This window comes from Mesorhizobium ciceri biovar biserrulae WSM1271 (assembly GCF_000185905.1).
GTDB classification, from domain to species: Bacteria; Pseudomonadota; Alphaproteobacteria; order Rhizobiales; family Rhizobiaceae; genus Mesorhizobium; species Mesorhizobium ciceri.
In genome coordinates this window covers 5258136-5283730 of the sequence record NC_014923.1, presented here as the reverse complement: position 1 = coordinate 5283730, position 25595 = coordinate 5258136, and the positions used below count along the sequence as shown (strand labels likewise).

Sequence of the window (25595 nt, the reverse complement as noted above, 5' to 3'; positions counted from 1 at the left end):
GTTGAGGCACGATCAGCTCAGGGACACGCGATCGAGCAGCAGGCCGGCGGCGATCGGCGGCAAGCCGCTGACATTCTTGCGCACCGGCACCAGCAGATCGGGGAAATAGCTGAAGATGACAGGCGTCTCGTCGAGCAGCAGTTTCTGGATGTCGGAGGCGGCAGCGCGTTGCGCGCCGACATCGAGCGCCTTGAGATAGCTGGTGACCATGCCGTCATAGGCCGGGCTCTTGAAATGCGCCGCATTCCACGGACCGTCGCTGACCAGCGGGCTCTTCAGGAAGACGTTCGGCACGCTGCGATGGGCGTAGTCGGTGATGCCAAGTGGGCTGTCCAGCCAGTCCGACTGGCCGAACACCGCCTTGCCGTAATATTTGTCCTGGTCTTCGATGTTGAGCGAGATGCGGGCACCGATTTCCTTGGCGAAATTCTGGAACAATTGCGCGTAGCCGGGAATGTCGGAATAGCGCAGCGTCGTTAGCGTGATGTCGAAACCACTGGCAAGGCCCGCCGCCTCCAGCAACTGCTTGGCCTTGGCGATATCCTGGACGCGCTGCGGCACCGTCTTGTCGGTTGCGGGGAAAGCGGGTGCGAAGGGGCTGTCATTGCCGGTCGCCGCCATGCCGCGGCACAGCCCGTCGACCAGCTTGGAGCGGTCGATGCACAGCGCCAGCGCCTGGCGCACGCGCTTGTCGGTGAAGGGGCCGGTGTCGCAGCGCATGTGAAGCTGCCGGTGCGCGGTCGAAGCGACACGCAGCACCGTGATATCAGGACTGTTCAGCACCACCTGGCTTACATCGAGCGGAATGGCGTCGAGAATGTCGACCTCGCCGGCCTGCAGCGCCAGGATGCGCGGCTGCACGTCGCCGTAGAATTTGAATTCGAGCCGGTCAGGCAGCGCCTTCTCGCCCCAATAGTCGGTATTGCGGATGAAGGTCGCGCCGACCTTTGGCGTGTAGGTCTCCAGCCGGAATGGCCCGGTTCCTTCGAACGTCTTTTCGTAGTCGCCCTTGTAGCTCGCCGGCAGGATGACGGCGTTGTAATTGTCGATCGACACCGAATAGGGAAAGCTGCCATTTGGCGCATCGAGATGGAAGGCGACGGTGTGGTCGTCGACCTTCCGGGTGCCGCCTTTCGACAGCAGCCCCTTGAACACGGAAAGTGCATTGGAAGCGCCGTTGGGGTCGGCCAGCCGGTCGAAGGTCGCGACGACGTCGTCGGCCTTGAAATCCTCGCCATTGTGGAATTTCACGCCCTTGCGCAGCTTGAACGTCCAGACGCTGCCGTCCTCGTTCGGCGCCCAGCTCTCCGCCAGCACCGGCTTCAAGGTGAGGTCCGGCTGCGTGATGCAGAGAAATTCGGCGGTCTGGAAAACCAGCTGGTAGCTGCCGCTGTCATAATAGGTGACGGGATCGATGGCGCCGCCCGGCGTCGCCACGCCGGCGCGCACCGTGCCGCCCGGCTTGCCCTCCGCGCGTGCTTGCTGCGTGCCGAGGCCGGCGGCCGCGACAAGGCTGCCCAGGAACGGCAGTGAGAGACCAAGCACGCTGCCATGGCGCAGGAAGTCGCGGCGGTCCATCCTGCCGGCCAGCAATTCGTCGACAGCGGAATTTTCGATTGCAGTGAGCGTTCTGCGAGCGTTGTCGATCATCCGGAAATGCTTGGGCATGGCTGGATTCCTCGCTTGTCTTGGGGTTCGGCCATCTAGTTCATTGTTGACTGTCGCCGGAAAGCGATATTTTTTGATAGGGTCATCGAAATTTTCGATGCAGAGGTGGGCATGGACACTGAAAATCTGCGCAGCTTTCTCGAAGTCGCCACCCATGGCAGCTTCACCGTCGCAGCCAGCCGGCTCAACCTCGCGCAGTCCACCGTCAGCGCACGGATCAGGGGGCTGGAGGAGCAGTTGGGCCGCCGGCTTTTCGTGCGCGACCGCGATGGCGTCACGCTGACGCCGGCCGGCCGGCAGTTCCTGCCACATGCCTCTTCCATCACCCGCACCTGGGAGCAATCGCGGCAGGACATCGCCGTTCCCGATGGCTACGAGACCTTGCTGCGGCTGACCGCGCCTGCCTATCTGTGGGACCGCATCACCTCGCCATGGGTCGAGTGGATGCGCACCAGGCGGCCGAACGTGGCGCTGCGGCTGGAGGGCAGCTTTCCGGACTCGGCGATCGACCAACTGGCGGAAGGCCTGCTCGATATCTGCATCCTCTATCTGCCGCGGCCGCATCCCGGCATCGTCTACGAAACGCTGGCCGTCGATCAGGTCGTGCTGGTGCAGCACGCCGCGCAGAACAGGCCGTGGACCGAAAACTACATCCTGATGGACTGGGGGCTTGAGTTCCGCATCGAGCACGACCGCGCCTTTGCCGGCATGGTCAAGCCGGCCATATCGGCGGGGCTGGTCTTCATCGGGCTGCAGCATGTCCTGTCGCAGCAGGCCGCCGCCTATCTGCCGCTCAGCGCCGTCAGCGGCCATATCGAGCGCGGCGAAATGCGGCGCATCGACGACGCGCCGGTGTTCCAGCGGCCGATCTACCTCGCCTATCCCTCCAATCCTGTTTCTTCGGATGTCCTGGATGTCGCGCTCACAGGCCTGCGCACGCTGGCCAGGGACTGGGCCGAAGGGCAGGGCTTTTCGGAAGGTGACCGTGCTCTCAGCATGGCCGGCCAGGTCTGACTGGCCAAGCCACGGAAGCGCGGCGCTATGCCGGCTCGGTCACGGCCGCTCTCTGCAGCCTGGCCAGTTCGGCATATGGAATGTGGCAGCGGATCGAATGGCCGGGCTGGGCCTCGCTCAGCGGCGGCTCCTGCTGTTCGCAGATCGGACCGATCTTGCGCGGGCAGCGCGTGTGGAACACGCAGCCCGACGGCGGATTGGTGGCGCTCGGGATTTCGCCGTCGAGACGAATGCGCGCCGTCTCGGTCTGGTCGAGTTTGGGCACGGCCGACAGCAGCGCTTCGGTGTAGGGATGATGCGGCCCGGAAAAGACCTCTTCCGACGGTCCGAGCTCCATGATGCGGCCGAGATAGAGCACGGCGATCTTGTCGGAGAGGTAACGCACCACGGCCAGATCATGCGAGATGAAGATGTAGCTGACGTCTTCCTTCGACTGCAGGTCGGCGAGCAGATTGAGGATGGCCGCCTGCACCGAGACGTCGAGCGCCGAGGTCGGCTCGTCGCAGACGACGATGCGCGGGTCGCCGGCGAAGGCGCGGGCAATGGCGACGCGCTGCTTCAGGCCGCCGGAGAGCTGGCGTGGCTTGACGGCAAGATGGCGGTCGGTGAGCCGCACCGAGCGGACGAGGTCGTTGAGACGAGCCTCCAGCGCCTTGCCGGAGAGGCCCGCCAGCCGCTTCAGCGCGCGTCCGATCAGATGCCGGATCGAATGCGATCGGTTGAGTGCGGAGTCCGGGTTCTGGAAGACGATCTGCATCGCCTTGATCTGGTCGTCGCTGCGGTTCTCCAGCCTGGGCGCCAGCGCCTTGCCTTCCAGCTCGATCGTGCCGCCTGCGTCCGGCGGCACAAGGCCGAGCAGCAGCCTGGCGAAGGTCGTTTTGCCGCTGCCGGATTCGCCGACCAGCCCGAGCGTTTCGCCAGGCCGCAGGTCGAGCGACACGTCCTTCACGGCGCGCAGTGCATGGCCATGGCTGGCATAGGTCTTGTTCAGCCCGGTGACGCGCAGCACCGGCGCTGCCGCCGCCCTTGGTACAGGCGCCACATCGCTCGGTGTCGCACGCGGCAGCGCCTGCGCCTTGTCGTGATGAAAGCAGCGCGACAGCCGGCCGCCCAGATCGTAGAGCGGTGGCAATTCGCTGCGGCAGCGGTCGTCGGCGAGCGCGCAGCGATCGGCGAAGGCGCAGCCCTTGATGTCGGCCCCGATGCCGGGAAGGAAGCCGGGAATGGTATCGAGGCGGCCCTGGTCCTTGCGCTGGCCCCCGCGCGGCAGGCAGCGCAGCAAGGCTACGGTGTAGGGATGGCGCGGGTCGTTGAAGACGACCTCCGTCGGCCCTTCCTCGACCAGCATGCCGGCATAGAGCACGCCGACGCGGTCGCACATGTTGGAGACGACGGCGAGGTTGTGGCTGATAAACAGGATCGAGGCCGACAGTTCTTGCCGCAGCTGTGCGATCAGGTTGAGCACTTCGGCCTCTACCGTCGCATCGAGGCCGGTGGTCGGCTCGTCGAGGATCAGCATCGAGGGATCGTTGGCCAGCGCCATGGCGATCGCCACGCGTTGCTGCATGCCGCCGGAAAGCTGGTGCGGGTAGCGCTGCATCACGCTCATCGGATCGGAGATGCGCACGCGATTGAGCATCGCAATCGCCCGGTCGGTGGCCGCTTGTCCCGAAATACCGCCGAGTTCAAAAATCTCGGTCAACTGACGGCCGACGCGGATCGACGGGTTCAGCGCCTTGCCCGGGTCCTGATAGACCATGGAGACGCTTTCCGCGCGCGCCCGCCTGAGCGCCTCGGCGTCGAGTTTCATCACGTTCTGGCCGTCGAGCGAGATCGTGCCGCCGGTGATAGAACCGTTTCTCGGCAGATAGCGCACCACCGTAAGCGCCACGGTGGATTTGCCGCAGCCGGATTCGCCGACCAGGCCATAGGCTTCGCCCTGGCCGATGGTGAGGCTGAGGTTACGCAGCACGGCGCGGTTGCGGCCGGCGACGCGGTAGGCAACCGAAAGATCGGTGACTTCGAGTGCGTTTTCGGCCTTGGCGGAGTTAGTCATTGAGCGCTCCGTGAACGCCGTCGGCCGCCAGATTGACGCCGATGACCAGCGAGGCGATGGCGAGCGCATCGAACAGCACCGTCCACCAGAAGCCGCCGCCGATCATGCCGTAATTGTTGGAGATCGACAGCCCCCAGTCGGGCGAGGGCGGCTGGATGCCGAAACCCATGAAGGAGAGCGTGGCGACGGCGAAGATGGCATAGCCGAGCCGCACAGTGGTTTCGACCAGGATCGGCGGAATGACGTTGGGCAGGATCTCGACGAACATCGTATGCAGGGCACTTTCATGCCTTAGCTGCGCGGCAGCGACATAGTCGAGTTCACGCTCGGCCAGCACCGCGGAGCGCACGGTGCGCGCGATGATCGGCGCGAAGCTCAAGCCGATGACGACGATGACCGTCGTCTTCGAGGTGCCGAGCGCAACGATCGCCAGCAACGCAACGATGACCACCGGGATCGCCATGAAGGCTTCCAGGATTCGGCTGACGACATCGTCGACGAGGCCGCGAAAATAGCCGGTGACGAGGCCGAGCGCCGTGCCGGCCACTGTCGCCAGCAAGGTCGCCAGCGGGGCGACGGTCAGGATGTCGCGCGAGCCGACGATGACGCGCGAGAAGACGTCGCGGCCGATCTGGTCGGTGCCGAACCAGTGTTCGGAAGAAGGCGGCGCCAGCGCGTTGATGATGTCGTCGGCGAGCGGGTCGTAGGGTGCGAAGTGCTCGCCGAACAGCGCGCAGGCAACCCAGAACAGCACGATGGAGAAACCGACAAGGAATGTTCGCGAGCGCAGCAGCGAGAAGAAGACCTCGGCCAGCGGGCCGCGCGGGCGCGTGTCGTCGGGTGTCGAGGAGGTGGTCTGGATGGTGCTCATTGGTCTGACCCCAGCCGGATGCGCGGATTGAGCACGGAGTAGAGGAAGTCGGCGACAAGAGTGGCCACGGCATAGACGATGCCGATGGTGAGGATGCCGGATTCCAGCATCGGGAAATCCTTGCCGCGCGCGGCAGTGAAGATCAGCGAGCCGATGCCCTGGTAGCGAAACAGCGTTTCGATGACGACAAGGCCGCCGATGAGGTAGCCGGTCTGCGTGGCGATAACGGTGATGGTCGGCAGCAGCGCATTGCGCAGCACATGGCGCCAGATCACCGTGCGCCAGGGCAGGCCCTTCAGCACGGCCGTTCGCGTGTAGTCGGAATCGAGCGCTTCGATCATGCCGGAGCGCGCCATGCGGGCGATGTAGCCGAACAGCACCAGGAACAGCGGCAGCGACGGCAGGATCAGGTAGTAGAGCTGCGTGAAGAAGCCGGCGTCGCGCGGCCATGCGGCCGATATCGGCAGCCAGCGCAGCCAGACACCAAAGATCAGGATCAGGATGATGCCGGTGACGAATTCCGGCAGCACCGTCACCGACAGACCGCCGAGGCTGATGATGCGGTCGAGCGGGCGGTTGAGGTTGAGCGCGGCGACGACGCCGCCGAGGATGCCGATCGGTACCACCAGCACGAAGGCGACCGCCGCCAGCTTCATCGAATTGCCGAGCGCATCGATGACGAAAGGCGCGACCGGCGAGCGGAAGATGTAGGACGTGCCCATGTCGCCCTGGACGAAATTGGAGATCCAGCCCCAGTACTGTGCCAGCAGCGGGCGATCGACGCCGAGCGTGTGATTGAGCGCGTCGACCGCGCGCTGGTCGGCGAACGGACCCAATATGGCGCGCCCGACATTGCCGGGCAGCACCTGGCCGCCCAGGAACACCATGATGCTGAGCAGGAACAGCGTCACCAGCGACAGCGAGACACGCCGGGCAAGGAAGGAGAGAATGGCTAAGACTCCTTGTGGAGCCAGCCCCCATGCGGGAGCTGGCTGTTAGAGGATTGGCTTTCCCTTTGAGCATGATCCCGAAAAGTGGGGACCGGTTTTCGGAAAAGGTCATGCTCCAACAAAGAGTTAGTTCAGGCTTTCGATGCCTTGTCGAGGAACAGCTGCGACATGGCGGTCGGCTGTACGCCGGCCACGCCCTTCGCCGTCGCCGTCAGATAGTCGTAGAAATAGCCGAAAATAACAGGCGTTTCCTCGAGCAACAGCTTCTGGATCTTGCCGGCGTCGGCCTTCTGCGCCTCGAGGTCGAGTGCTGCGATGTAGCTGGTCGCCAGCGCGTCATAGTCCTTGTTCTTGAAATGCGCCGCATTCCAGGTGCCTTCGCTCTTCAGCGGTGCCGCAAGATAGACGTTCGGCACGCCGCGGTGGCCGTAGTCGGTGATGCCCATCACCGAATCCAGCCAGTTCGACTTGCCGAACACCGCGTCTCCGTAATAGCCGCTCTGGTCGAGGATGTTGAGGTCGAGCTCGACGCCGATCTCCTTGACCCAGTTCTGGATGAGCTGGGCGTATTCGGGGATTTCCAGGTAGCGTTCGGTGGTCAGGGTTATCTTGAAGCCCTGGCCAAGGCCGGCTGCTTCCATGAGCTGCTTGGCCTGGGCGATATCCTGCTTGCGTTGCGGCACGCTCGTATCGGTCGAAGGATAGACGGCGGCGAACGGGCTGTCATTGCCCAGGGCGGAGCGTCCCTTCATCAGGCCGGCGGCCAGCTTGTCGCGATCGAGGCAGAGCGCAATGGCTCGGCGCACGCGCGCATCCTTCAACGGACCCTCGTCGCAGCGCATGTGCAGCTGCTGATGGGCCGACGACTTCAGGCTGATGATGTCGATGTTCGGATCGTTGAGCAGAGCGACGCCGGCCAACACCGGCATCTGGTTGATGATGTCGACCTGTCCGCCCTGCAGCGCCAGGATCTGCGGCTGCATGTCGGTGAAGAAGGTGAATTCGGTGCGCTCGGGCAAGGCCTTGGGACCCCAATAGTCCTCGTTGCGGACGAAGGACGCGCCGACCTTTGCCGTGTATTTCTCAATTCTGAACGGCCCGGTGCCGTCGAAGCTCTTTTCGTAGTCGCCCTTGTAGCTCGCCGGGATGATGACGGCGTTGTAGTTGTCGGACGACAGCATGTAGGGGAAGTTGCCGTTCGGCGCATCGAGGTGGAATTCCACCGTGTAGTCGTCGACCTTCTTTGAAGCGCCTTTCTGCAGGATGCCGGTGAACACCGACAGCGCATTGGACGAGTTGGCCGGGTCGGCAAGGCGGTCGATGCTGGCCACGACGTCGTCGGCCTTCATCTCGCCGCCGCTGTGGAATTTTACGCCCTTGCGCAGCTTGAAGGTCCACACCGTGCCGTTGTCGTTCGGTTTCCAGCTTTCGGCCAAGGCCGGCTGCAGCACCAGATCGGGGCCGTCGACGCAAAGGAATTCGGCAACCTGCTGCATGATCAGCAGGCCGCCGGCGTCCGCAATGCTGACCGGGTCGATCGTCGCCGCCGGCACACTGCTGGCGACGCGGATGGTGGCGCCCGGCGCGCCCTGGGCGCGCGCCAGCGACGGCATGCCGCCAAGGCCGGCGGCCATGCCTATGCGGCCCAGCAGCGGCAGCGACAGGCCGAGCAGGCTGCCGTGACGGACGAAGTCGCGGCGGCTGACCCTGCCGTCGACGAGGCCGTCGATCAGGTGATTTTCAAGCGGCGTGCGATTGCGCCGGATCAGGTCGAGAATGCTGTGGTTCTTGCTCATGGGTTTTTACCCTTTCCCCTATTTCTTATGGTTGACGAAATTTTCGTGGATTGCTCCATTTTCCCGGCATCGGAGGCCTGTCTACCGGAACTTTAGCATGCGGTTTTGTCCGGTCCATCCAGTCGTGGCGTGGACGCTCGGGATTGTTGGCTGCACGACTTCCACCGTCTTTGTCCAACCTTCCCGACCGAAGTCGCGGCGGTTGGCTTCTCGTGTCTGGCCGTCGGTCTTGGCCGCTAGCCGTCATCTAGTTCAGCGGCAAACGGCGATAGGTTCCGGGCTTTGCCGGGTCATGATACTTGTTGCACGGTCCTTTCTCGGTAAAGTCTCTGTGACAGGCAGCGAGGTTTTCGCGCGACAAGGTGACGCCGAGACCGGGACCTTCCGGAACGCGCACGACATTGTTCTTCGGCGAAAACGGTCCTTCCTCGGTGACATCCATCGGCAGCATGCGAAACAGCGACTGGTTCGGCTCCCTGATCCAGCCGAGTGCCGCGCACAGATGCAGATAGGCGGCGCTGCCGATGCCGCTGTCGCCGCTGTAGCACCAGAAATCGATCCCGGCATGCTCGCAGGCGCCGACGAAGCGCAGCAGCCGGCCGATGCCGCCATGCGTCGTCGGGTTGCCGACGAACGCGTCCGGCACTTTGGTTTCCATGGCGCGCGCAATGTCGATGTTGTGGGTCGAGAACGGGATCGAGCAATGGCGCCGCAACTCGCGCATCTCCTCGATGGTCGCCACCGGATCCTCCCAGTTGCGCACGCCCAACTCTTCCAGCGGGCGCGCCAGCCGCCGCGCGGTGCTGAGCGAATACGCCTGGTTGGAATCGATACGGATCATCGCATCGTCGCCGAGTTTTCTGCGGATCAGCTCGACCATCCTGAGCGAGATTTTCGGATCTTCGGTCGAGAACTTGCCTTCGAAGAAAGTCGTTCCATGCGTCTCGTGCAATTCGACGCAATAGTCGGCGACTTCCTCGGGCGCCGTCTCGCCCTTCACCTTTGGCCCATCACCGCGCAGCGAAAAATAGTCGGTGAACGGGATATCCTTGCGTACGGCGCCGCCGAGCAACTGGTAGAGCGGCTGGTTCCACGCCTTGCCGCGCAGGTCCCACAAAGCCATCTCGATGGCGCCGAAAGCCATGATGCGTGTGCGGTCGTTGATCGACTGCACGCCGGTCCAAAAGGGCAGGCAGACATGCTCGGCGCCGGCGATGTCGAAGGCATCGCGCCCGACCAGCCGCGGCGCCAGGACATCGTTGATGATCGCGGCCGCCGCTGGCGTCGGCGCTTCGCCGAGGCCGACCAGGCCATCCTCGGTCTCGACTTCGACGACGGTCGGGGAAAATCCGTCGAGTTCGCCGAACACCCAGGCATAGGGCGCTTCGAGGCGCAGATTGATCGGCGTGGCTTTGATGCTGCGGATTTTCATCTCAGCGCCCGACCTCGAAGAACGGCGCGCCGAGCAGATCGGGAACGACGTCTATGCCGAGACCCGGCCCGTCTGGAATGCCCATGCGGCTGCCGGTGACTGGTGGCATGTTCGATGCCGTGCGCACCGTCACCCATTCATGGAAGGCGATGGCGTGCAGCCGGCGCTCTTCCGGCGTCGACAGCGACAGATGCGCCATCGCCGCGGTGTCGATCTCGGCGCCGCCCGTGTCCTCGACCGTGATCATGAAGCCGAGGTCGACGGCAACGTCGCGGATCTGGCGCGTCTTCGTCACGCCGCCGAGGCGCGAGATCTTCAGCGTCAGCCCGTCGGCCGCGCCCAGGCGATGAATTTCCAGCATCGCCTCGAGCGAGGTGACGGATTCGTCGAGCACCATCGGCTTGTCGAGCATGCGGCGCACCGACATGTTTTCATCGATCGTGGTGCAGGGCTGCTCGAACGTGTAGTCGATGGCGCGCGTGGCATCGGCGAATTGGCGCGCCTGGTAGGGCGTCCAGCCGGCATTGGCGTCGCAGAAGATGACCGTGCCTTTCGGCACCGAGGAGGCAACCGCGATGACGCGTTCGATGTCGTCATGGACATTGCCGCCGACCTTGACCTGCAGCCGGTGGAAGCCGTCCTTGACGATGCGCTTGGCCAGCGCGGCCATGGCGTCGACGCTCCCGTGCGTGACGACCTTGTAGAGTTCCGCGGTGTCGCTTTCCTTGCCGCCGAGCAGCGTGACCAGCGGCACGTCGGCTGCGCGCGCCGCCAGATCCCAGCAGGCCATGTCGAGCGCCGACTTGATGTAGGGATGGCCCTTGAACATCGTGTCCATCAGCCGCCCGATGCTGGCCAGCCCGCGCGGATCGCGGCCGATCAGATGCGGCGCGATCTCGACCACGCCGGCGCGAACGCCGGCGGGGAAGGCGGCTGAGTAAAAATTGCCGAGCGGCGCCATCTCGCCCCAGCCGGTGATGCCGCTGTCTGATGTCATGGACACGATCACGGCGTCGAAGGCGTCGGCCTCGCGCCCCTTCGACATGCGGTATGGCCCGTCAACGAAGGGCTGCATGACGTGGTAGGCCTTGATGGTCTCGATCTGCACGTGTCTTGTCCGCTGTCTGTGGTGTTGGGAACGGGTCAGGCGCCCCTCGATGGGCGTTGTTCGAGGCCGCGGGCGTAGGCAAGCAACTCCTCGAAGTCGAGATCGATATGCTCCCTGGCATGGCACTGGGCCGCACGCATGTCCTTGCCCTTCAGCAACCGCACATAGGTTTCGTGAACGTCTTCGGCCGGCACCGGCTCGTTGCGGGCATGCTGGTGGAGCGCGAAATACATCTGCAGCCGGCTGGTCAGCCGCTGCCAGGTTTCCAGCAGCACCGAATTGTCGGCCCATTCGTAGATCAGGCCATGCAGTTGCAGCGCGGTTTCGATCTGGCGTGTCGTGTCCAATGCGCGGGTCGCCTGCTTCACGGCTTCGTGGCGCCGGTCGAGCTCGTCGAAGAAGCGCTGGTCACGCAGCGGCCACGCCCGCTCGATGGCCAGCTCGTCCATCACCTTGTTGAACGAATAGGCATCGTCGATGTCCTTGGCTGTGACCTCGATGACGAAGGTGCCGGCATAGGGGATGCTGGTCAGGATGCCTTCCTGGACCAGCTCGCGCATCGCCTCGCGCAGCGGCGCGCGGCTGACCCGCATCTGTTCGGAAATCCGCAGTTCGTTGAGCTTCTGGCCGGGTGCGAGCTGCCCGGTCAGGATCGCGCGCCGCAACAGCGCAACGATCTCGGCGCGTCGCGTCGTGTCCGCGATCGGACTGAAATCCGCTTTCGCCATTCGGCCACTCCCAGGAAACCGAAAGCAAGACAAGCAGATTGTCGACAATCTAACAAGAGGGTATCTCAATTGATTGGCCAACGCTGCTGAGACCGTTTCGAAATTCCCTCTGGCGAGTCATATGGGGCCGCTGTGGAACGGTTGCCGCCGCTGAATGCGATCAAGACTTTTGAAGTTGCCGCCCGTGCCGGCAGCTTCACTCTGGCCGCCTCTGAACTCGGCGTGTCCTCTGCAGCGGTCAGCCAGCAGATACGCAATCTCGAAACCTGGTTCGGCAAGCAGCTGTTCGTGCGCAGCGGCAACCGCATCGCGCTCACCGACGCCGATCGCCTCGGCAAGGCTCGGCCTGGGCATCGCGCTTGGCCAGTGGGTCATGGCGCGCGCCGATCTGGAGGCCGGTCGGCTGATTGCGCTCTCCTCCGTCTCGGTGCGCCTCGGGCACCCCTATTGTGCATTCATGCCGCCGGCCAAGGCCGACCGGGCCGATGTTGCCGGCCTGGTGGAACTGCTCAGTCGAGCGGCGCCCGCGACCTGTGGGAAGGCCGGGGCGCCGCGCTGAAGCCGGATCCTGACGGGGGTGTTCAGGTGGCCGGCTTTTCCGGTATCGGCGATACGGGCGCTCCGGGGCCGATCTTCTGCAGATTGCCCGTAATCACCTGGTCGCCCTCGGCGACGCCGCTGAGGATGGCGACCTGATCGCCGCTCGTCGGTCCGAGCGAAACCAGCCGCTGGTCGACCGTGTTGCCCTTGCCGACGACATAGAGATATTTGCCGAGCTGGCTTGAGCCCAGCGCCGTCTGGGGCACCATCAGCGCATCGGCTTGCTCTCTCACATGCAGCCGGACACGGACATACTGGCCCGGCAGCAGCGTAAACTTGCCATTGCCGATCGTCGCGCGCGCCGTGATCGTGCCGGTCGAGCGGTCGACCGAATTGTCGATGAAGGTAAGCTCGCCCTTCTGGCTTGCCTCGGTCTGGCCGGGGAGCAGGACATCCACTTCGATCGGGCCGTTCGCACGGGCTTGCTCGATCTCGGTCAGATCCGTCTCGCTCGGGTTGAAGGTGACGTAGATCGGGTCGAGCTGCACCAGCGTGTTGAGCACGGTGCCGGCGACGCTGACCAGCGTTCCGACCGAGGCCTGGTTGCGGCCAAGGCGCCCGGCAAACGGCGCCCGGATTTCAGCGTAGCTCAGATTGAGCTCTGCCGTGCGGACCGCCGCCTGGTTCAGCGCCAGCGATGCCTGCGCTTCGCGCAAGGTGCTGGTGCGCTGGTCGAAGCCGTCCTTGGCGAGGTAGCCGCTCTTGGCGAGCTCGGTGCCGCGACCAAGATTCGAGCGGGCATAGTCGAGCGTCGCCGTGTCGCGCTGCACCTGGGCCTTGGCCTGGTCGAGCGCCGCCTGGAAGTCGTCAGGCGAGATCTTGTAGAGAAGATCGCCTTGCCGGACGTCGACGCCGTCGGCTGCGGTCTGCTCCTGCAGATAGCCGGGAATCCTCGCCTGTAAGGTGATGCTGCGGATCGGCTCTGTCCGCGCGGCATAGTCGAGGTAGATCGGGATCGTCTTCTTGACGACACTGACCACCGGCACCGGCATGACGAACGCCGCCGGGGCGGGCGCCGCACCTGCCGTGCCGGCATTGAGGCTGAGATTGCCCATATCGAGCAGGTGGACGCTGGCCACCGAGATCGCACCCAGCGCGACAGCCGTTCCCAACGCGATTTTCCATTTACGCATGATCAGTCTCCAATCTTATTCGGCCGCTTCCGCCAGGGGCGGTAAAGCGTGCTCAGCAGTTGGTTCATTGTCTTGAGAGGTGGGCTCGTCTTTGCCGCGGCGTTCACGCAGCTGTTCGATGACCGCGTAGAACACCGGCACGAACACCAGCGACAGGATGGTCGCCGCGACCATGCCGCCGAACACGGTGGTGCCGATCGACTGCCGGCTTGCCGCACCGGCGCCGGTCGCAAACATCAGCGGCAGCACGCCGAGGATGAAGGCGAAGGCCGTCATCAGGATCGGCCGCAGCCTGAGCCGTGCCGCCTCCATCGCCGCGTCGACGATGCTGAGGCCTTCCTCGCGCCGTCGCCTTGCGAATTCGACGATCAGGATCGCATTCTTGGCCGCCAGGCCGATCAGCATGACGAAGCCGATCTGCGAGTAGACGTCGATCTGCATGCCACGCAGCAACAACGCTGCGAAGGCGCCGAACAGGGCCAGTGGCACCGCCAACAGCACCATGAACGGCATCGCCCAGCTCTCATACTGCATCGCCAGGATCAGGAAGACGAAGACAATGGCGAGGCCGAAGACGACGGACGCGATCGATCCTGCCTTGAGCTCCTGGAAGGTGATGCCGGTCCATTCGAAACCGAAATCCCTTGGCAGCGCGGTTGCAGCGGCCCGTTCCATGGCGGCAACCGCCTGGCCGGAGGAAAAGCCCGGTGCGGCGCCGCCATTGATCGAGGCCGAGGCATTGTTGTTGTAGTGCGGCACGGTCTCCGGGCCGACGAAGGGCACGAGTTTGCCCAGCGTCGAGAGCGGCACCATGCCGCCGGAGGCATTGCGCACATAGAGCCGCGAAATGTCGGCGGCACCTGCACGTGCATCCTTGTCGGCCTGGATGGTCACCCGGAAGGTGCGGCCAAACAGGTTGAAGTCGTTGACGTAGAGCGAGCCGAGATAGATCTGTAGCGTGTTGAAGACGTCAGGCAGGTTGAGGCCGAGCAGTTTGGCCTTGCTGCGGTCGAGGTCGTAGTTGAACTGTGGCGTCGAGGTCGAAAACGGCGAGAACAGCTGCTGCGGGTTGATTTCCGGCTGCTTGCGCGCCTCGGCGATCACGGCTTGCGTCGCATCGTTGAGGGCTGAACTGCCGCGGCCGGTCAGATCCTCGACGACGAACTCGAAGCCGCCCGTCGTGCCGATACCGGGGATCGACGGCGGATCGAAGCTCAGCGCAAAGGCCTCCGGGATCTGCATCAGCTTGCCGCGCACATCGGCGACGAGCTTCGACGCGCTCTGGTCGGGGCCCCGCTCCTCCCATGGCTTCAGGATGGCGAATTCGACCGCCGAATTCGATTGCGCGGCACTGGTCAGGAAGTTCAGGCCGCTGATCGAGCCGACGATGTCGACGCCGGGCGTCGCCTGCAGGATGTCACGCGCCTTCTGCGCCACCGCGTCGGTGCGTTCCAGCGACGCGCCGTCGGGCAACTGGATGACGACGAAGAAATAGCCCTGGTCCTCGACCGGAAGGAAGGTCGAGGGCAGCCGCTGCCAGACGAAGTAGGTGGCGACCAGCCCCGCCGCGAACAGACCGAGCATGATCCAGCGCAAGCGGATGAGGATGCGCACACCATTGGCATAGGCGTGCGACAGCCTGTCGAAGCCGGTGTTGAACCAGCGGAACGGGACGAACTGCGTTTCGCCGCGATGCCGCAGGAAGGCGGCACTGAGCGCGGGGCTCAGCGTCAGCGAGTTGAAGGCGGAGATGCCGACGGAGATCGCCACCGTCAGTGCGAACTGGTTGTAGAGCTTGCCGGAGACGCCGGGAATGAAGGCGACCGGCACGAACACCGCCATCAGCACCGCGGTGGTGGCGATGATCGGGCCGGTGACCTCGGTCATTGCGGCCTTGGTCGCCGCAAGCGGTTTGAGCCCGGCCTCCAGCTGTCGTTCGACATTCTCGACCACGACGATGGCGTCGTCGACGACGAGGCCGATCGCCAGCACCATGCCGAGCAGGGACAGCATGTTGAGCGAGAAGCCGAGCATCTCCATGACGACCAGCGTCGCCACCAGCGACACCGGAATGGCGATGGTCGGGATGATCGTCGTGCGCCAGCTTTGCAGGAAGAGGAACACCACAGCGACGACCAGCACCAGCGCTTCGCCGAGCGTGATCAGCACGTCATGCATCGACGCCGAGACGAAGCGGGTGGTGTCGTAGTGCATCGCATAGGACACGCCCTTCGGGAAACGGCCCGACAGCTCCTGCATCTTGTCCTTGACGCGCTGCTGCAGATCGAGCGCGTTGGAGCCGGGCATCTGGTAAACGGCAAGCACCACGGTCGGGTCTTTACCGAAGAAGGCAGACGACGAATATTGCAGCGCGCCGAGTTCGATGCGGGCGACGTCGCGCAGCCTGACCAGCGAGCCGGTATCGGTGTTGGCGCGCACGACGATGTCGCCGAATTCCTTGGGATCGCTCAAGCGGCCGACGGCGTTGACCTGCATTTCGAAGGCAGTGCCCGCGGGTGCCGGCGACTGGCCGATCTTGCCGGCCGCCACCTGGACGTTCTGCTCGGCGATGGCGTTTTGCACATCGACGGCGGTGATGCCGAGATTGGCGAGCTTGTCGGGATCGAGCCAGACGCGCATCGAATAGCGCCGCTCGCCGAAGATCTGCACATCGCCGACGCCGGGCAGCCGCTTCAGCGGGTCGACCACCTGCAGATAGGCAAGATTGCTCAGCGCCACCGGATCGACCGAACTGTCGGGCGAAGTCAGGTTGACGATGAGGACGAAATTCGGATTCTGCTTCTTGATCGTCACGCCGCCCTGGTTGACGATCGCCGGCAGCGACGAGGCGGCCTGCGAGACGCGGTTCTGCACGTCGACGGCGGCGGTGCTCAGCGAATAGCCGACATCGAAGGTGATGGTGATGGTCGAGGAGCCGTCATTGGAACTCGTCGACGACATGTAGGTCATGCCCTGCACGCCGTTGATCTGCTGCTCCAGCGGCGTCGTCACCGTGTCGGCCACCACTTGTGCGCTGGCGCCCGGATAATGGGCGCTGACCACGACCTGCGGCGGCGTGATGTCGGGAAACTGCGAGACGGGCAGCAGGAAATAACAAATCGACCCGGCGAGCACCATGATGATGGCGATCGCCGAGGCGAAGATCGGACGGTGAATGAAAAAGTTTACCACGACACGCACGCCTCTCCGGCTGCTGTTGCCCGCCCGAAGGCGCTGGCAACCCTGGACAGCCTTTGGCCGCGCTTGTCACCGAGGTCGTCCCGCGAACGCAGCAACCGCACCTCGCCACGCTGCGTATCGGCGAGCGAGCGCAACATCGTCTCGAAGGCGCGCGGGTCGACGCCATCGGCTTTCATGACCAGCCGGATCATCGGATCCCGGACGGCTTCATCTATGGTAAGATCGCGGCGCTGTGGCATGGCCGGCTCCTTGTCTGTCGATTCGCAGCCCGTGCTCGCGAACCGTTTTCATCTCTTCACCGGCCGAGGCCGCATGATTGGCAGTTTCTCGCCCCTCTCGTCTGGCAGGGCCGTTCACGGCCTTGTTATTGACGGTGGACGATATAGGTGTTACCAGTAAGTAACATTCTGGAAGTTACAGACCGGTAACACCCTAGTCAAGAGGTGGCCGAGGGTTTTTTGGAAACGAAAGGAGATCATGATGGCAGACGGCATCGTGGAGCGCTCTCGTCCCCGGGATCGGATCCTGGAGACGGCACGCGACATGTTCCACAAGCATGGCATCAAGGGCGTCGGCGTCGACGCCATCACCGAAGCTGCCGGCACGAACAAGATGACGCTCTATCGTCACTTCGAATCCAAGGACGAACTGATCGTCGAATGCCTGCGCGCCAATGCGGCCAAGGCCGGCGCTATGTGGGAAGCATTCGAGGCCGAATTCCCTGGTGACAAGCTTGCCCAGCTGCATGCCTGGGTTCGCAAGGCGGCTGCCATGCTCAATGCGGACGGCCGCGGCTGCGACATGGCCAACGCCGCCGCTGAGCTGACCGAGCCGGACCATCCGGCCAGGCTGGTGATCAAGGAGCTCAAGGAAGCCCAGCGCGCGCGCCTTGTGACGCTATGTCGGGATGCCGGCATTGGTCAGGCCGAACTGCTCGCCGATACGCTGTCGCTGCTGTTCGAGGGCGCGCGTGTCAGCGTGCAGACCGTGGGTACCGAAGGTCCGAGCACCCAGTTCGTGCGCATGGCCGAAGGGCTGATCGTTTCGTTCCGGGGCGCTGCCGCCGGTTGAGATTCGCCACGATTGTTGGCGGGTTACGGCTCTATGACGGAGGGCCGCGTACGCCTTTGACCCAGGCGGTATGGAAACTCCGGCGGCCAAACGAAAAAAGCCCGCTGCCGGGAGGAGGTGGCAGCGGGCTCGATTTTCGAATGTGGCGCGGGAGGAGGTGCACCCCATTCAGCGTCGGCATCGCATCTGGGAGGAGTAGATGGCCGACAACCAGAACCTACGAGTTGCCCAACGATTCGGCAACAAAGAAACTTGCATAGCTGCTGTGCAGATTTGCCGTGCCAATTATCATACAAATCCGGCAACAGGCATTTTTGCAGGCCGCCTGCTTCACTGCACCGGCACGTTTTCCCTGAAGATCAAGCGCGGTTCGATGAACTTGCGCGTCAGATAGGGTGCGGAGGAGGCAATCGAGCCGAGCAGGCGAATGACCGACTGCTCGGCGATCAGCCGCGCATTCTGGTCGATGACGACATCGGCGAGATCGTCGACGAGATGACCGCGCGTGTCCTTGGTCAGGTCGTGGCAGATGAACACCGGCTTGCGGTTCGGCCTGGCCTCGCGGATCGCCTTTGCAACGCCCGAATGTCCAGCTCCGACGCAATAAATGCCGAGCAACTCCGGCTCGTCGTGCAGTGCCTTCATGGTCTCGGTGTAGCTGGCATCGGGCTCGTCGTTGATCTCGACGGCGCTGCTGACGGTCAGATTGGGAAACTCCTCATTGAGCACCGAGCGGAAACCCATCTCGCGTTCCTCGTGGCCGCGATAGGAACGTGAGCCGACGACCATCGCCAGATGGCCGGTGCGGCCGCCAAGGAAGCGTCCCATCAGCAGCGCCGCCGTTCGTCCCGCCACCCGGTTGTCGATGCCGACATAGGCCGCGCGCGGTGCCGCAGGAACATCGGACACCAGCGTCACCAGACGCATGCCGGCTTCGGCGATGTCGCGCAGGATGTTGCGCGTACGCGGATGATCGACAGCGATCACGCCGACGCCATTGGCCCTGAGCGACAGGTTTTCGACAGCGCTCTGCAGCGCGTTCGGCGAGATACCGGCGAGATTGTGGATCCGGCACGAGGCGACAAGCGGCAGACGCGCGGCGTAGTCCTCGATATGCCCGGCGAGATCGCGCATGAAGGCATTGCTGCCGATCGGCAGCAGGAATTCGAGGTGGGCGGGCCGCGAGGGCAGCGTCACCTGATCGGCGACCGGCAGGTAGCCGAGTTGCTTGGCCGCCTCCATGACGCGCTGGCGGTTGGCCGCACTCGCACCCGGCCGGTTGTTCAGCACCCTGTCGACCGTTGCGGTCGACAGCCCGCAATTGCGGGCGATATCCGAGACGGTGGCTTTCATGCCGCTACCCACAGCCCGCAATTGCGGACGATATCCGAAACGGTGGCTTTCATGCCGCTACCTATGCGCCCTGCGATGCCGCGCCAGACAAGCGATGCGATCTGAGGCGGCGGTGATTGCCGCCCATCACCCGATAGTCAGTGCGACGGCTTGCCATCGGTGATGGCATCGCGGATTTCCTTGTCCGACATGCCGGTGATGATCCGCTCTACCTCCGCCACGCTGGTCGTCTTCGGGTCGATGTCGTCGGCGACCACCTTGCCCCGGCGCATGACGACGATGCGGTCGACCACCTGGAAGACATGGTGGATGTTGTGGGCGATGAAAATGCAGGAGTGACCGGAATCGCGGGCGCTGCGCACGAAACTCAGCACGCCCTGTGTTTCGGCGACGCCGAGATTGTTGGTGGGCTCGTCGAGGATGATCAGGTCGCTGTCGAAATGCATGGCGCGCGCGATCGCCACCGCCTGACGCTCGCCGCCGGAGAGCGAACCGATCGGCGTCGTCGGCGGGATGTTCTTCGAGATGCCGACCTGCTTGAGCAAATCGCGGGCAACCGTGTTCATCGCCTCCTGGTCCATCCGGTTGAGGAAGCGCGGCGGCTTGATCGGCTCGCGCCCGAGGAACAGATTGCGGGCGATCGACAGTTGCGTGACCAGTGCGGAGTCCTGGTAGATCGTCTCGATGCCATGGGCGATGGCGTCGCTGGTGCTGCGCAGGCTCACCTTCTTGCCACGGATGAAGATATCGCCGCTGGTCAGCGGAACGGCACCCGAAAGCACCTTGATCAGCGTCGACTTGCCGGCGCCGTTGTCGCCGAGCAAGCCGACGATCTCCCGTTCATTGACATGGAAATTGGCATCCTCCAGCGCCTGCACGCGGCCGTAGGACTTGCGGATGTTCGTCATGCGGATCAGTGGCTCGGCCATGGTTCAAGTCCCCGCCTGATGCCGGCGTTCCAGCCATGAATGCAGTGCCATCATGCCGAGGATGATGGCACCGATGAAGATGTTGTAGGCAAGACCAGGCACGCCGATCAGCACGATGCCGTTGCGCATCACGCGCAGGATCAGGATGCCGAGCACGGTGCCGATGATCGTGCCGCGCCCGCCGGTAAGTGCGGTACCGCCGATCACCACCATGGCGATGACTTCCAACTCATAGCCGGTACCGCTGTTGGGGTTGGCGGCGGACGTGCGCAACGAAGAGATGACGCCGGCAAGCGAGGCCATGACCGACGACAGCACGAACAGGCCGATCTTGACCCCGCTGACATTGACGCCGCGCGCCCGCGCCGCGCTCGGGTTGCCGCCGGCCGCCTGGATCCAGTTGCCGGTGCGGCTTTGCGTCAGTACGTAGCCGAGCGCGATCGCCGCGGCGATGAACCAGAACAGTGACATGTAGATGCGGAACGGGCCGATGAAGAAGTCGCCGACCAGCGCTTCCGCCAGCCAGCTGCCCTCCGCACTCCAGGTGCGCTGGGGAAAACCGTCGGTGACGAAAAGGGCGGTGCCGCGCACCACCAGCAGCATGCCGAGCGTCACCAGGAAGGATGGGATCTTGAGCTGCGTCACGAACCAGCCATTGACCAGCCCGATGAAGGCGGCGACCAGCAGCGCGGCGACAAAGCCGGCTTCGAGCGAGGTCAGGCCGCTGTTGAACAGGGTCCACATCAAGACCGGCGAGAAGCCGAACAGGGAGCCGACCGAGAGGTCGAACTCGCCGGACGTCATCAACAGCGTCATCGCCAGCGCGATCAGGCCGAGCTCGACCGTGAAAGCCAGCGTGTTGGAGATGTTCTGCGGCGACAGGAAGTCGTGGTTGAAACTCCAGAAAACGGCGATCTCGACGACGAGCAGCACGAAAGGGCCGAATTCCGGCCGTGCGATCAGGCGTGGGACGAGCGAATGATTTTCCACGGGCAATCCGCGACATGAGTGGAAGGCTGAGCGTTGCACATCGCGTGCGAAGGGCTCGGCGAAATGGAGAGCCAGTCGCGACCGTTGGGCGGCCGCGACTGTTGAGATTGGATGTTACTTGCCGGACAGGATGTCGTCGTAGATCTGCGCGGTGTCTTTTTCATAGAGCGCGCCGGTGATGACGTTGAAGCCCGGAGGAATGCCGCCGGCGGCCATATTGGCCAGCGAAAGCGCGACATAGCTGGTCGCCTGCGGGTCCTGCCACTGGCCGGCATTGACATAGCCGTTCAGCACTTCCTGGGTGGTGTCGAGCGAATTGCCCCAGCCGACGACCGGGATTTCGCCCGGCTTGATGCCGACCTGGTCGAACACCCGCTTGATCGAGCCGGTGACGAGGTCGCCTAGGCCGATGATCGCCTTGACCTTGGCCTTGTTCGCCGTGAGGTAGTCGACCATGCGGTTGATCACTTCAGCCTGATCAAGCGTCGCTTCCGTGATTTCATAGGTGATGCCGAGCGGCTCGAAGACGCTCTTGATGCCTTCCTCTTCCTGCACGCCATAGGTGGCGCCGGGGATTTCGACCGGCATCCAGACGAAGTCGCCCTTCTTCACCAGGCCTTTGTCGACCAGATACTGTGCCCAATGCTTGCCGAAGGTGACATTGTCGCCGCCGACATAGGCGTTGAAATCGGCTTTCGGATCAGGCGTGTTGAAATTGATGATCGGCACTTTCGCCGCACGCGCTTCCTTGACGATCTCGATCAGGCTGCCCGGATCGGGGCTCGTGGTGACGATGCCATCGGCCTTGGCGGAGAGGGCGGCGCGAACCGCTTCCTGCTGCGAGGCGACATCGCCATTGTGGAACGAGGTGTTGACCGTGTTGCCGGTGTCCTTGGCCCACTGCTTGGCGCCGGCCAGGAAGTAGGTCCAGACCGGATCGGCCGGACCGCCATGCGAAATCCAGTAGAACGTCTTGGCCTGTGCCGCTGCTGGTACCACCATCAGCGCCACCAACAGGCCGTATAGAACGAGTCTTAGCCGTGTCAGCATTTGATTTCCTCCCGTTTGTAGATCGTCAGTTCAAAATCCGTCCCTTGTTCTGCGTCTTTTGCCAGTGCCGATTGAATGCGTCAGAGCATCCCCTTTTTCGACGGATGGCAAGCCTCCATCTGCCAGGCCTCCATCTGCAGGTGTAGTGGGCGCCTGACGGGGCGTCATCAGCCGTCCCATCAGATTGCATCAGTTGAGGTGATTTTCCGACTGTCGGATAATTGATGTCGAGGCTAGCCGAGCAGATAGTCCTCGTCATGGTCGGCGCGCAGGTTGCTCCACAGCCGATCGGCCGCCAGGCGAGCAAGGCGATTTGTTCCGTTAGGTATCCGACAAATGCAGATGCTCGGGCACTCGCAGCATTTCGGCATTGGTGAGTCTTCCGCTGGTGAACTCTAGTCGGAGCCCCTCGCAGTATCCGATGGCTTCTCCCTCGATAGGACGTTTGCTGGCCATCAGGAACGCGACAACGCCGAGATCGATGATCCCACCGTGCGTCACCAATAAGCCCGTCGCTTCGTTGGGAACTCGGGCAGCTATGCTCGTCCACAGTCGCACTTGGGTGTTAGCAAATGCAATGCAGTCTACGTCCGATCGGAGTACACGTTCTACCTCCGCCAACGGGCTCGGCCACGAGATCGTTTCGAGTATATTTTTGGGAAGAATTCCAAGTTCGGCAATCAACTCATTTACTTCGAAACCCATCGCAATTGCGGTTTCGATTGCCCGTGGAATTTCGCTTGTGACAACAAGTTCATAAGAGTCAGCCCCTTGGGCTACAAACCGCGCTAGTTCGATTCCTTCTCGAGAAAGGTGCGCGCCAGGCTTGCGCCTCATGGTGTGCCGGCGAACATCAAGTATCGTCATTGGATTCCAGTCCGACGAGGTCACGAGTAATAAGGCGCCAACATTGCGTTGATGGTGGCCCTGGGCCAAGGCTTGGCTAAATAAGATCGGCCTTCGCCAGCTCCCGCATCAGATGGCTGGCGCCGTAGGTCCAGTGCGGGCAGTCTGGCGACAGCTGCACGCGGTTGACCAGCGCGCCGAATTTTTCCGACGAGATGGTGACGATGTCGCCGACCTTGTGAGTAAAACCCTTGCCCTTTTCGCCGCGATCCTTCGACGGCACGAACATGGTGCCGAGATAGAGCGCCAGCCCGTCCGGATACTGGTGGTGCGGCCCCATGGCCGCGGCGACCAGTTCCTCCGGCGAGCGGCTGATCTCGGCCATCGAGCTTGCGCCCTCCAGCGAGAACCCGTCCTCGCCCTCGACTTTCAGGCGCACGACGGCGCGCTTGACGTCATCGATGGAGAATTTCTCGTCGAACAGGCGGATGAAGGGGCCAAGTGAGGCCGAGGCATTGTTATCCTTGGCCTTGCCGAGCAGCAGCGCCGAACGCCCTTCGACGTCGCGCAGATTGACGTCGTTGCCGATAGTGGCGCCGACGATCCTGCCGCTGGAGGCGGCGATCATGGCGATCTCGGGTTCCGGATTGTTCCAGGTCGACACCGGGTGCAGCCCAACATCGGCGCCGAAGCCCACCGAGGCCATCGGCTGGCACTTGGTGAAGATCTCGGCATCGGGGCCGATGCCCACTTCCAGATATTGCGACCAGGCGCCGCGCGAAATCAGCTTGGCCTTGATCTCCATCGCTTCGGGCGAACCGGGCTTCAGCTTCGACAGGTCGTGGCCGATCAGTCCGGCAATGTCGGCGCGGATGGCATCGGCTTTTTCAGCCGAACCACGCGCCTGTTCCTCGATCACCCGTTCCAGCAGACTGACGACGAAGGTGACGCCCGATGCCTTGACCGCCTGCAGGTCGACCGGGGAGAGCAGGTAGGGTTTTGCTGGATCGCGCGCGGTTTCAAAACTGTTGGCGGCGATGTCATCGAGCGAACCGATCGGTCTGCCTTCGGCCGAGCGGACATGCCCAGCCGGGTCGGCCATCTCGCAAAGGTCGCGCATGGTCGGTGCCGTACGCGAGGTGATGTCGAAGACCGTGCCATCGCGAACCGTGACGACCAGCGGGTATGCAGCACCGCTGCTTCTGGCGCGTCCGACAAAAAGGCCCTCGCTGGGCAGGTGGGTCGGGTTCGTCATGGCGCTCTGTCCTCTTAGTGATCGACAATGTGGTGAAGTGATCGACAATGTGGGCTAGCCGGATCGGCGTGGCACTTTCACCGGATTCCCGTCAAAGGTCTATCCCGTCGCAGGCGATCGGAACTCTGGGTCTCCGGTCGTCTCGGCGGCAGTCCACAGGCGAAAGCCAGGGTACTCTTTCAAAATTGTGAAATTCTGAATAAGATTTTCACAAATCGCAGCGCATTCAGGTGACCCTTGGCGACAGCATTCTCCGATCCCATCTGGCGCAGGCCGCAGGCAGCTTCCACGTTTCAATCGCTTTCCAATGGCGAACGGGTCGATCTCGCCATCGTTGGCGGTGGCATCATGGGCTTGTCGACTGCCTTGCATGCCGCCCGGCTTGGCCTGTCGGTGCAGGTGCTGGACGCCGGCGAGATCGGCCAGGGCGCATCAGGCTTGAATGGCGGCCAGGTCATTCCCGGCCTGAAATACGATCCGGAATGGTTGCTGGAGCATTTTGGCCCGGAGCGCGGCGAGGCGCTTGTCAATTTCGCGGCGTCGACCGCCGACGCGGTGTTCGAGCTGATCCGCGACGAGAATCTGGCGGTGCCGTTCGTTCGAAATGGCTGGATCCAGGCGGCGCACACCGAGGCCGCGCTGAAGGCGGCGACGAACCGCGACCGGCAATGGCACGCGCGCGGTGCCGACGTCCGGTTGCTGAACGCAGCGGAGGCCGCAGCCAGGACCGGCGCACAGGGTTATCTCGGCGGCTGGCTCGACCGCCGCGCCGGTGTGATCGATCCGCTCGCCTACACGTCTGAACTTGCCCGGGTCGCGACCGCGGCTGGCGTGAGGATAGCAGAGCGCCAAAGGGTCGTGCGGCTCGCCAATGCCGCCGGTGTTTGGCGTATTTTGATCGAAAATGGCCTGGAATTGCAGGCAAAGGCGGTCGTGCTGGCGACAAACGCCTGTACGGACGGTCTGATCCCCGGTCTCGCCCAGACGATCGTGCCGCTGCATTCCTTTCAGATCGCCACAGCGCCGCTGCCGTCCAATCTGGCGGCCACGATCCTGCCGGAAGGGCAGGCGGTGTCGGACTCCAGGCGCATCCTCGTCTACTACCGCAAGAGCGCCGACGGCCGGCTGGTGCTTGGCGGACGGGGCCGCATGGCGCTGCCGACGAGCGCCGGCGACTGGGCGCATCTCGAGCGTGCGCTGGTACGGCTCTATCCCTCGCTGTCCGGCGTTCCCATCGAGAAGCGCTGGTTCGGCCGGGTGGCGATGACGCCGGACCACCTGCCGCACATCCACGAGCCGGAGAAAGGCCTGCTCGCCGTGGTCGGCTGCCAGGGTCGTGGTGTCGGCCTGATGACTGCGCTTGGCGAGCGCATCGCCGGCTACCTCCAAAGTGGCGACGCCAGGCAATTGCCTTTCCCGGTCTCGCCGATCCGGCCGATCCCGTTTCACGCCTTCCGCCAGGTCGGCGTCGCCGCGACCATCGCCTGGTATCGCTTGCTCGATGCGTTGGAGCGCTGACCAGGGCGCTTTATCTCCTTGGAGTT

21 protein-coding genes and 1 pseudogene are annotated in these 25595 nt (G+C 63.6%); 5 read left to right on the top strand and 17 right to left on the bottom strand.

From position 1 onward, the window contains the following. Window positions 1-12 precede the first annotated feature (12 nt). The gene (locus tag MESCI_RS25730; protein WP_013532885.1) at window positions 13-1668 is read right to left on the bottom strand and encodes an ABC transporter substrate-binding protein; all 1656 of its coding nucleotides are present in this window, start codon (window positions 1666-1668) and stop codon (window positions 13-15) included. A 111-nt stretch (window positions 1669-1779) separates the two neighbouring features. Between MESCI_RS25730 and MESCI_RS25725 the strand changes: the two genes are divergently transcribed. Beyond that, a complete protein-coding gene (locus MESCI_RS25725; protein WP_013532884.1) occupies window positions 1780-2682 on the top strand; it encodes a LysR family transcriptional regulator in 903 nt (300 codons plus the stop codon). Window positions 2683-2707: 25 nt separating this feature from the next. On the opposite strand, the gene MESCI_RS25720 is transcribed toward MESCI_RS25725, so the two are convergent. From MESCI_RS25720 to MESCI_RS25690, 7 genes are all read right to left on the bottom strand, one after another. Further along, the gene (locus MESCI_RS25720) at window positions 2708-4738 is read right to left on the bottom strand and encodes a dipeptide ABC transporter ATP-binding protein (protein WP_013532883.1); all 2031 of its coding nucleotides are present in this window, start codon (window positions 4736-4738) and stop codon (window positions 2708-2710) included. After that, entirely contained in the window at window positions 4731-5609 is an 879-nt protein-coding gene (locus MESCI_RS25715; RefSeq protein ID WP_013532882.1) for an ABC transporter permease, read from the bottom strand. Before MESCI_RS25715 ends, MESCI_RS25720 begins: the two co-directional genes overlap by 8 nt. Next, window positions 5606-6559 (bottom strand): ABC transporter permease, encoded by a 954-nt coding sequence (locus tag MESCI_RS25710; protein ID WP_013532881.1) that lies wholly within the window; start codon window positions 6557-6559, stop codon window positions 5606-5608. The genes MESCI_RS25715 and MESCI_RS25710 overlap by 4 nt, the downstream gene beginning before the upstream one ends. Window positions 6560-6690: 131 nt before the next feature. Continuing rightward, a complete protein-coding gene (locus tag MESCI_RS25705; RefSeq protein ID WP_013532880.1) occupies window positions 6691-8355 on the bottom strand; it encodes an ABC transporter substrate-binding protein in 1665 nt (554 codons plus the stop codon). A gap of 247 nt (window positions 8356-8602) precedes the next feature. Next, entirely contained in the window at window positions 8603-9787 is a 1185-nt protein-coding gene (locus MESCI_RS25700; RefSeq protein WP_013532879.1) for a mandelate racemase/muconate lactonizing enzyme family protein, read from the bottom strand. A gap of 1 nt (window position 9788) precedes the next feature. Beyond that, on the bottom strand, window positions 9789-10895 hold the full coding sequence (locus MESCI_RS25695) for a mandelate racemase/muconate lactonizing enzyme family protein (protein WP_013532878.1): 1107 nt from the start codon (window positions 10893-10895) through the stop codon (window positions 9789-9791). A 35-nt stretch (window positions 10896-10930) separates the two neighbouring features. Then, window positions 10931-11623 carry a GntR family transcriptional regulator gene (locus tag MESCI_RS25690; RefSeq protein ID WP_013532877.1) on the bottom strand — a complete coding sequence of 231 codons (693 nt, stop codon included), beginning with the start codon at window positions 11621-11623 and terminating at the stop codon, window positions 10931-10933. A 132-nt stretch (window positions 11624-11755) separates the two neighbouring features. Between MESCI_RS25690 and MESCI_RS32740 the strand changes: the two are divergent. Further along, window positions 11756-11887: pseudogene (locus tag MESCI_RS32740) on the top strand (LysR family transcriptional regulator); the annotation flags it as partial. A gap of 109 nt (window positions 11888-11996) precedes the next feature. Next, window positions 11997-12182, top strand: a complete 186-nt coding sequence (locus tag MESCI_RS32735; RefSeq protein ID WP_224620052.1) for a type 2 periplasmic-binding domain-containing protein — start codon at window positions 11997-11999, stop codon at window positions 12180-12182. 22 nt (window positions 12183-12204) lie between these two features. Here the strand turns inward: MESCI_RS32735 and MESCI_RS25680 are convergent, their stop codons facing one another. From MESCI_RS25680 to MESCI_RS25670, 3 genes are read right to left on the bottom strand one after another with little or no spacing between them, the layout of a single operon-like run. Next, window positions 12205-13356, bottom strand: coding sequence for an efflux RND transporter periplasmic adaptor subunit (locus tag MESCI_RS25680; RefSeq protein WP_013532876.1), 1152 nt, complete (start codon window positions 13354-13356; stop codon window positions 12205-12207). 15 nt (window positions 13357-13371) lie between these two features. Next, window positions 13372-16548: an efflux RND transporter permease subunit gene (locus tag MESCI_RS25675; protein WP_013532875.1), complete on the bottom strand. Its 3177-nt coding sequence runs from the start codon at window positions 16546-16548 to the stop codon at window positions 13372-13374. Then, window positions 16542-16796 carry a hypothetical protein gene (locus MESCI_RS25670; protein ID WP_013532874.1) on the bottom strand — a complete coding sequence of 85 codons (255 nt, stop codon included), beginning with the start codon at window positions 16794-16796 and terminating at the stop codon, window positions 16542-16544. Before MESCI_RS25670 ends, MESCI_RS25675 begins: the two co-directional genes overlap by 7 nt. A gap of 241 nt (window positions 16797-17037) precedes the next feature. On the opposite strand from MESCI_RS25670, the gene MESCI_RS25665 reads away from it, so the two are divergent. Beyond that, the gene (locus MESCI_RS25665; RefSeq protein WP_013532873.1) at window positions 17038-17628 is read left to right on the top strand and encodes a TetR/AcrR family transcriptional regulator; all 591 of its coding nucleotides are present in this window, start codon (window positions 17038-17040) and stop codon (window positions 17626-17628) included. A gap of 330 nt (window positions 17629-17958) precedes the next feature. Here the strand turns inward: MESCI_RS25665 and MESCI_RS25660 are convergent, their stop codons facing one another. From MESCI_RS25660 to MESCI_RS25635, 6 genes are all read right to left on the bottom strand, one after another. Beyond that, the gene (locus MESCI_RS25660; protein ID WP_013532871.1) at window positions 17959-18981 is read right to left on the bottom strand and encodes a LacI family DNA-binding transcriptional regulator; all 1023 of its coding nucleotides are present in this window, start codon (window positions 18979-18981) and stop codon (window positions 17959-17961) included. A gap of 137 nt (window positions 18982-19118) precedes the next feature. Beyond that, window positions 19119-19910, bottom strand: coding sequence for an ATP-binding cassette domain-containing protein (locus tag MESCI_RS25655; protein WP_013532870.1), 792 nt, complete (start codon window positions 19908-19910; stop codon window positions 19119-19121). A gap of 3 nt (window positions 19911-19913) precedes the next feature. Continuing rightward, window positions 19914-20900, bottom strand: a complete 987-nt coding sequence (locus tag MESCI_RS25650; RefSeq protein WP_013532869.1) for an ABC transporter permease — start codon at window positions 20898-20900, stop codon at window positions 19914-19916. A gap of 114 nt (window positions 20901-21014) precedes the next feature. Beyond that, window positions 21015-21950 carry a substrate-binding domain-containing protein gene (locus MESCI_RS25645; RefSeq protein ID WP_013532868.1) on the bottom strand — a complete coding sequence of 312 codons (936 nt, stop codon included), beginning with the start codon at window positions 21948-21950 and terminating at the stop codon, window positions 21015-21017. A 321-nt stretch (window positions 21951-22271) separates the two neighbouring features. Beyond that, window positions 22272-22817 (bottom strand): histidine phosphatase family protein, encoded by a 546-nt coding sequence (locus tag MESCI_RS25640; RefSeq protein WP_064995104.1) that lies wholly within the window; start codon window positions 22815-22817, stop codon window positions 22272-22274. Between the two features lie 76 nt (window positions 22818-22893). Then, window positions 22894-24051: a fumarylacetoacetate hydrolase family protein gene (locus tag MESCI_RS25635; RefSeq protein ID WP_013532866.1), complete on the bottom strand. Its 1158-nt coding sequence runs from the start codon at window positions 24049-24051 to the stop codon at window positions 22894-22896. Window positions 24052-24288: 237 nt separating this feature from the next. Between MESCI_RS25635 and MESCI_RS25630 the strand changes: the two genes are divergently transcribed. After that, complete coding sequence (locus tag MESCI_RS25630) at window positions 24289-25569, top strand: NAD(P)/FAD-dependent oxidoreductase (protein WP_013532865.1); 1281 nt, start codon at window positions 24289-24291, stop codon at window positions 25567-25569. Window positions 25570-25595: the final 26 nt, after the last annotated feature.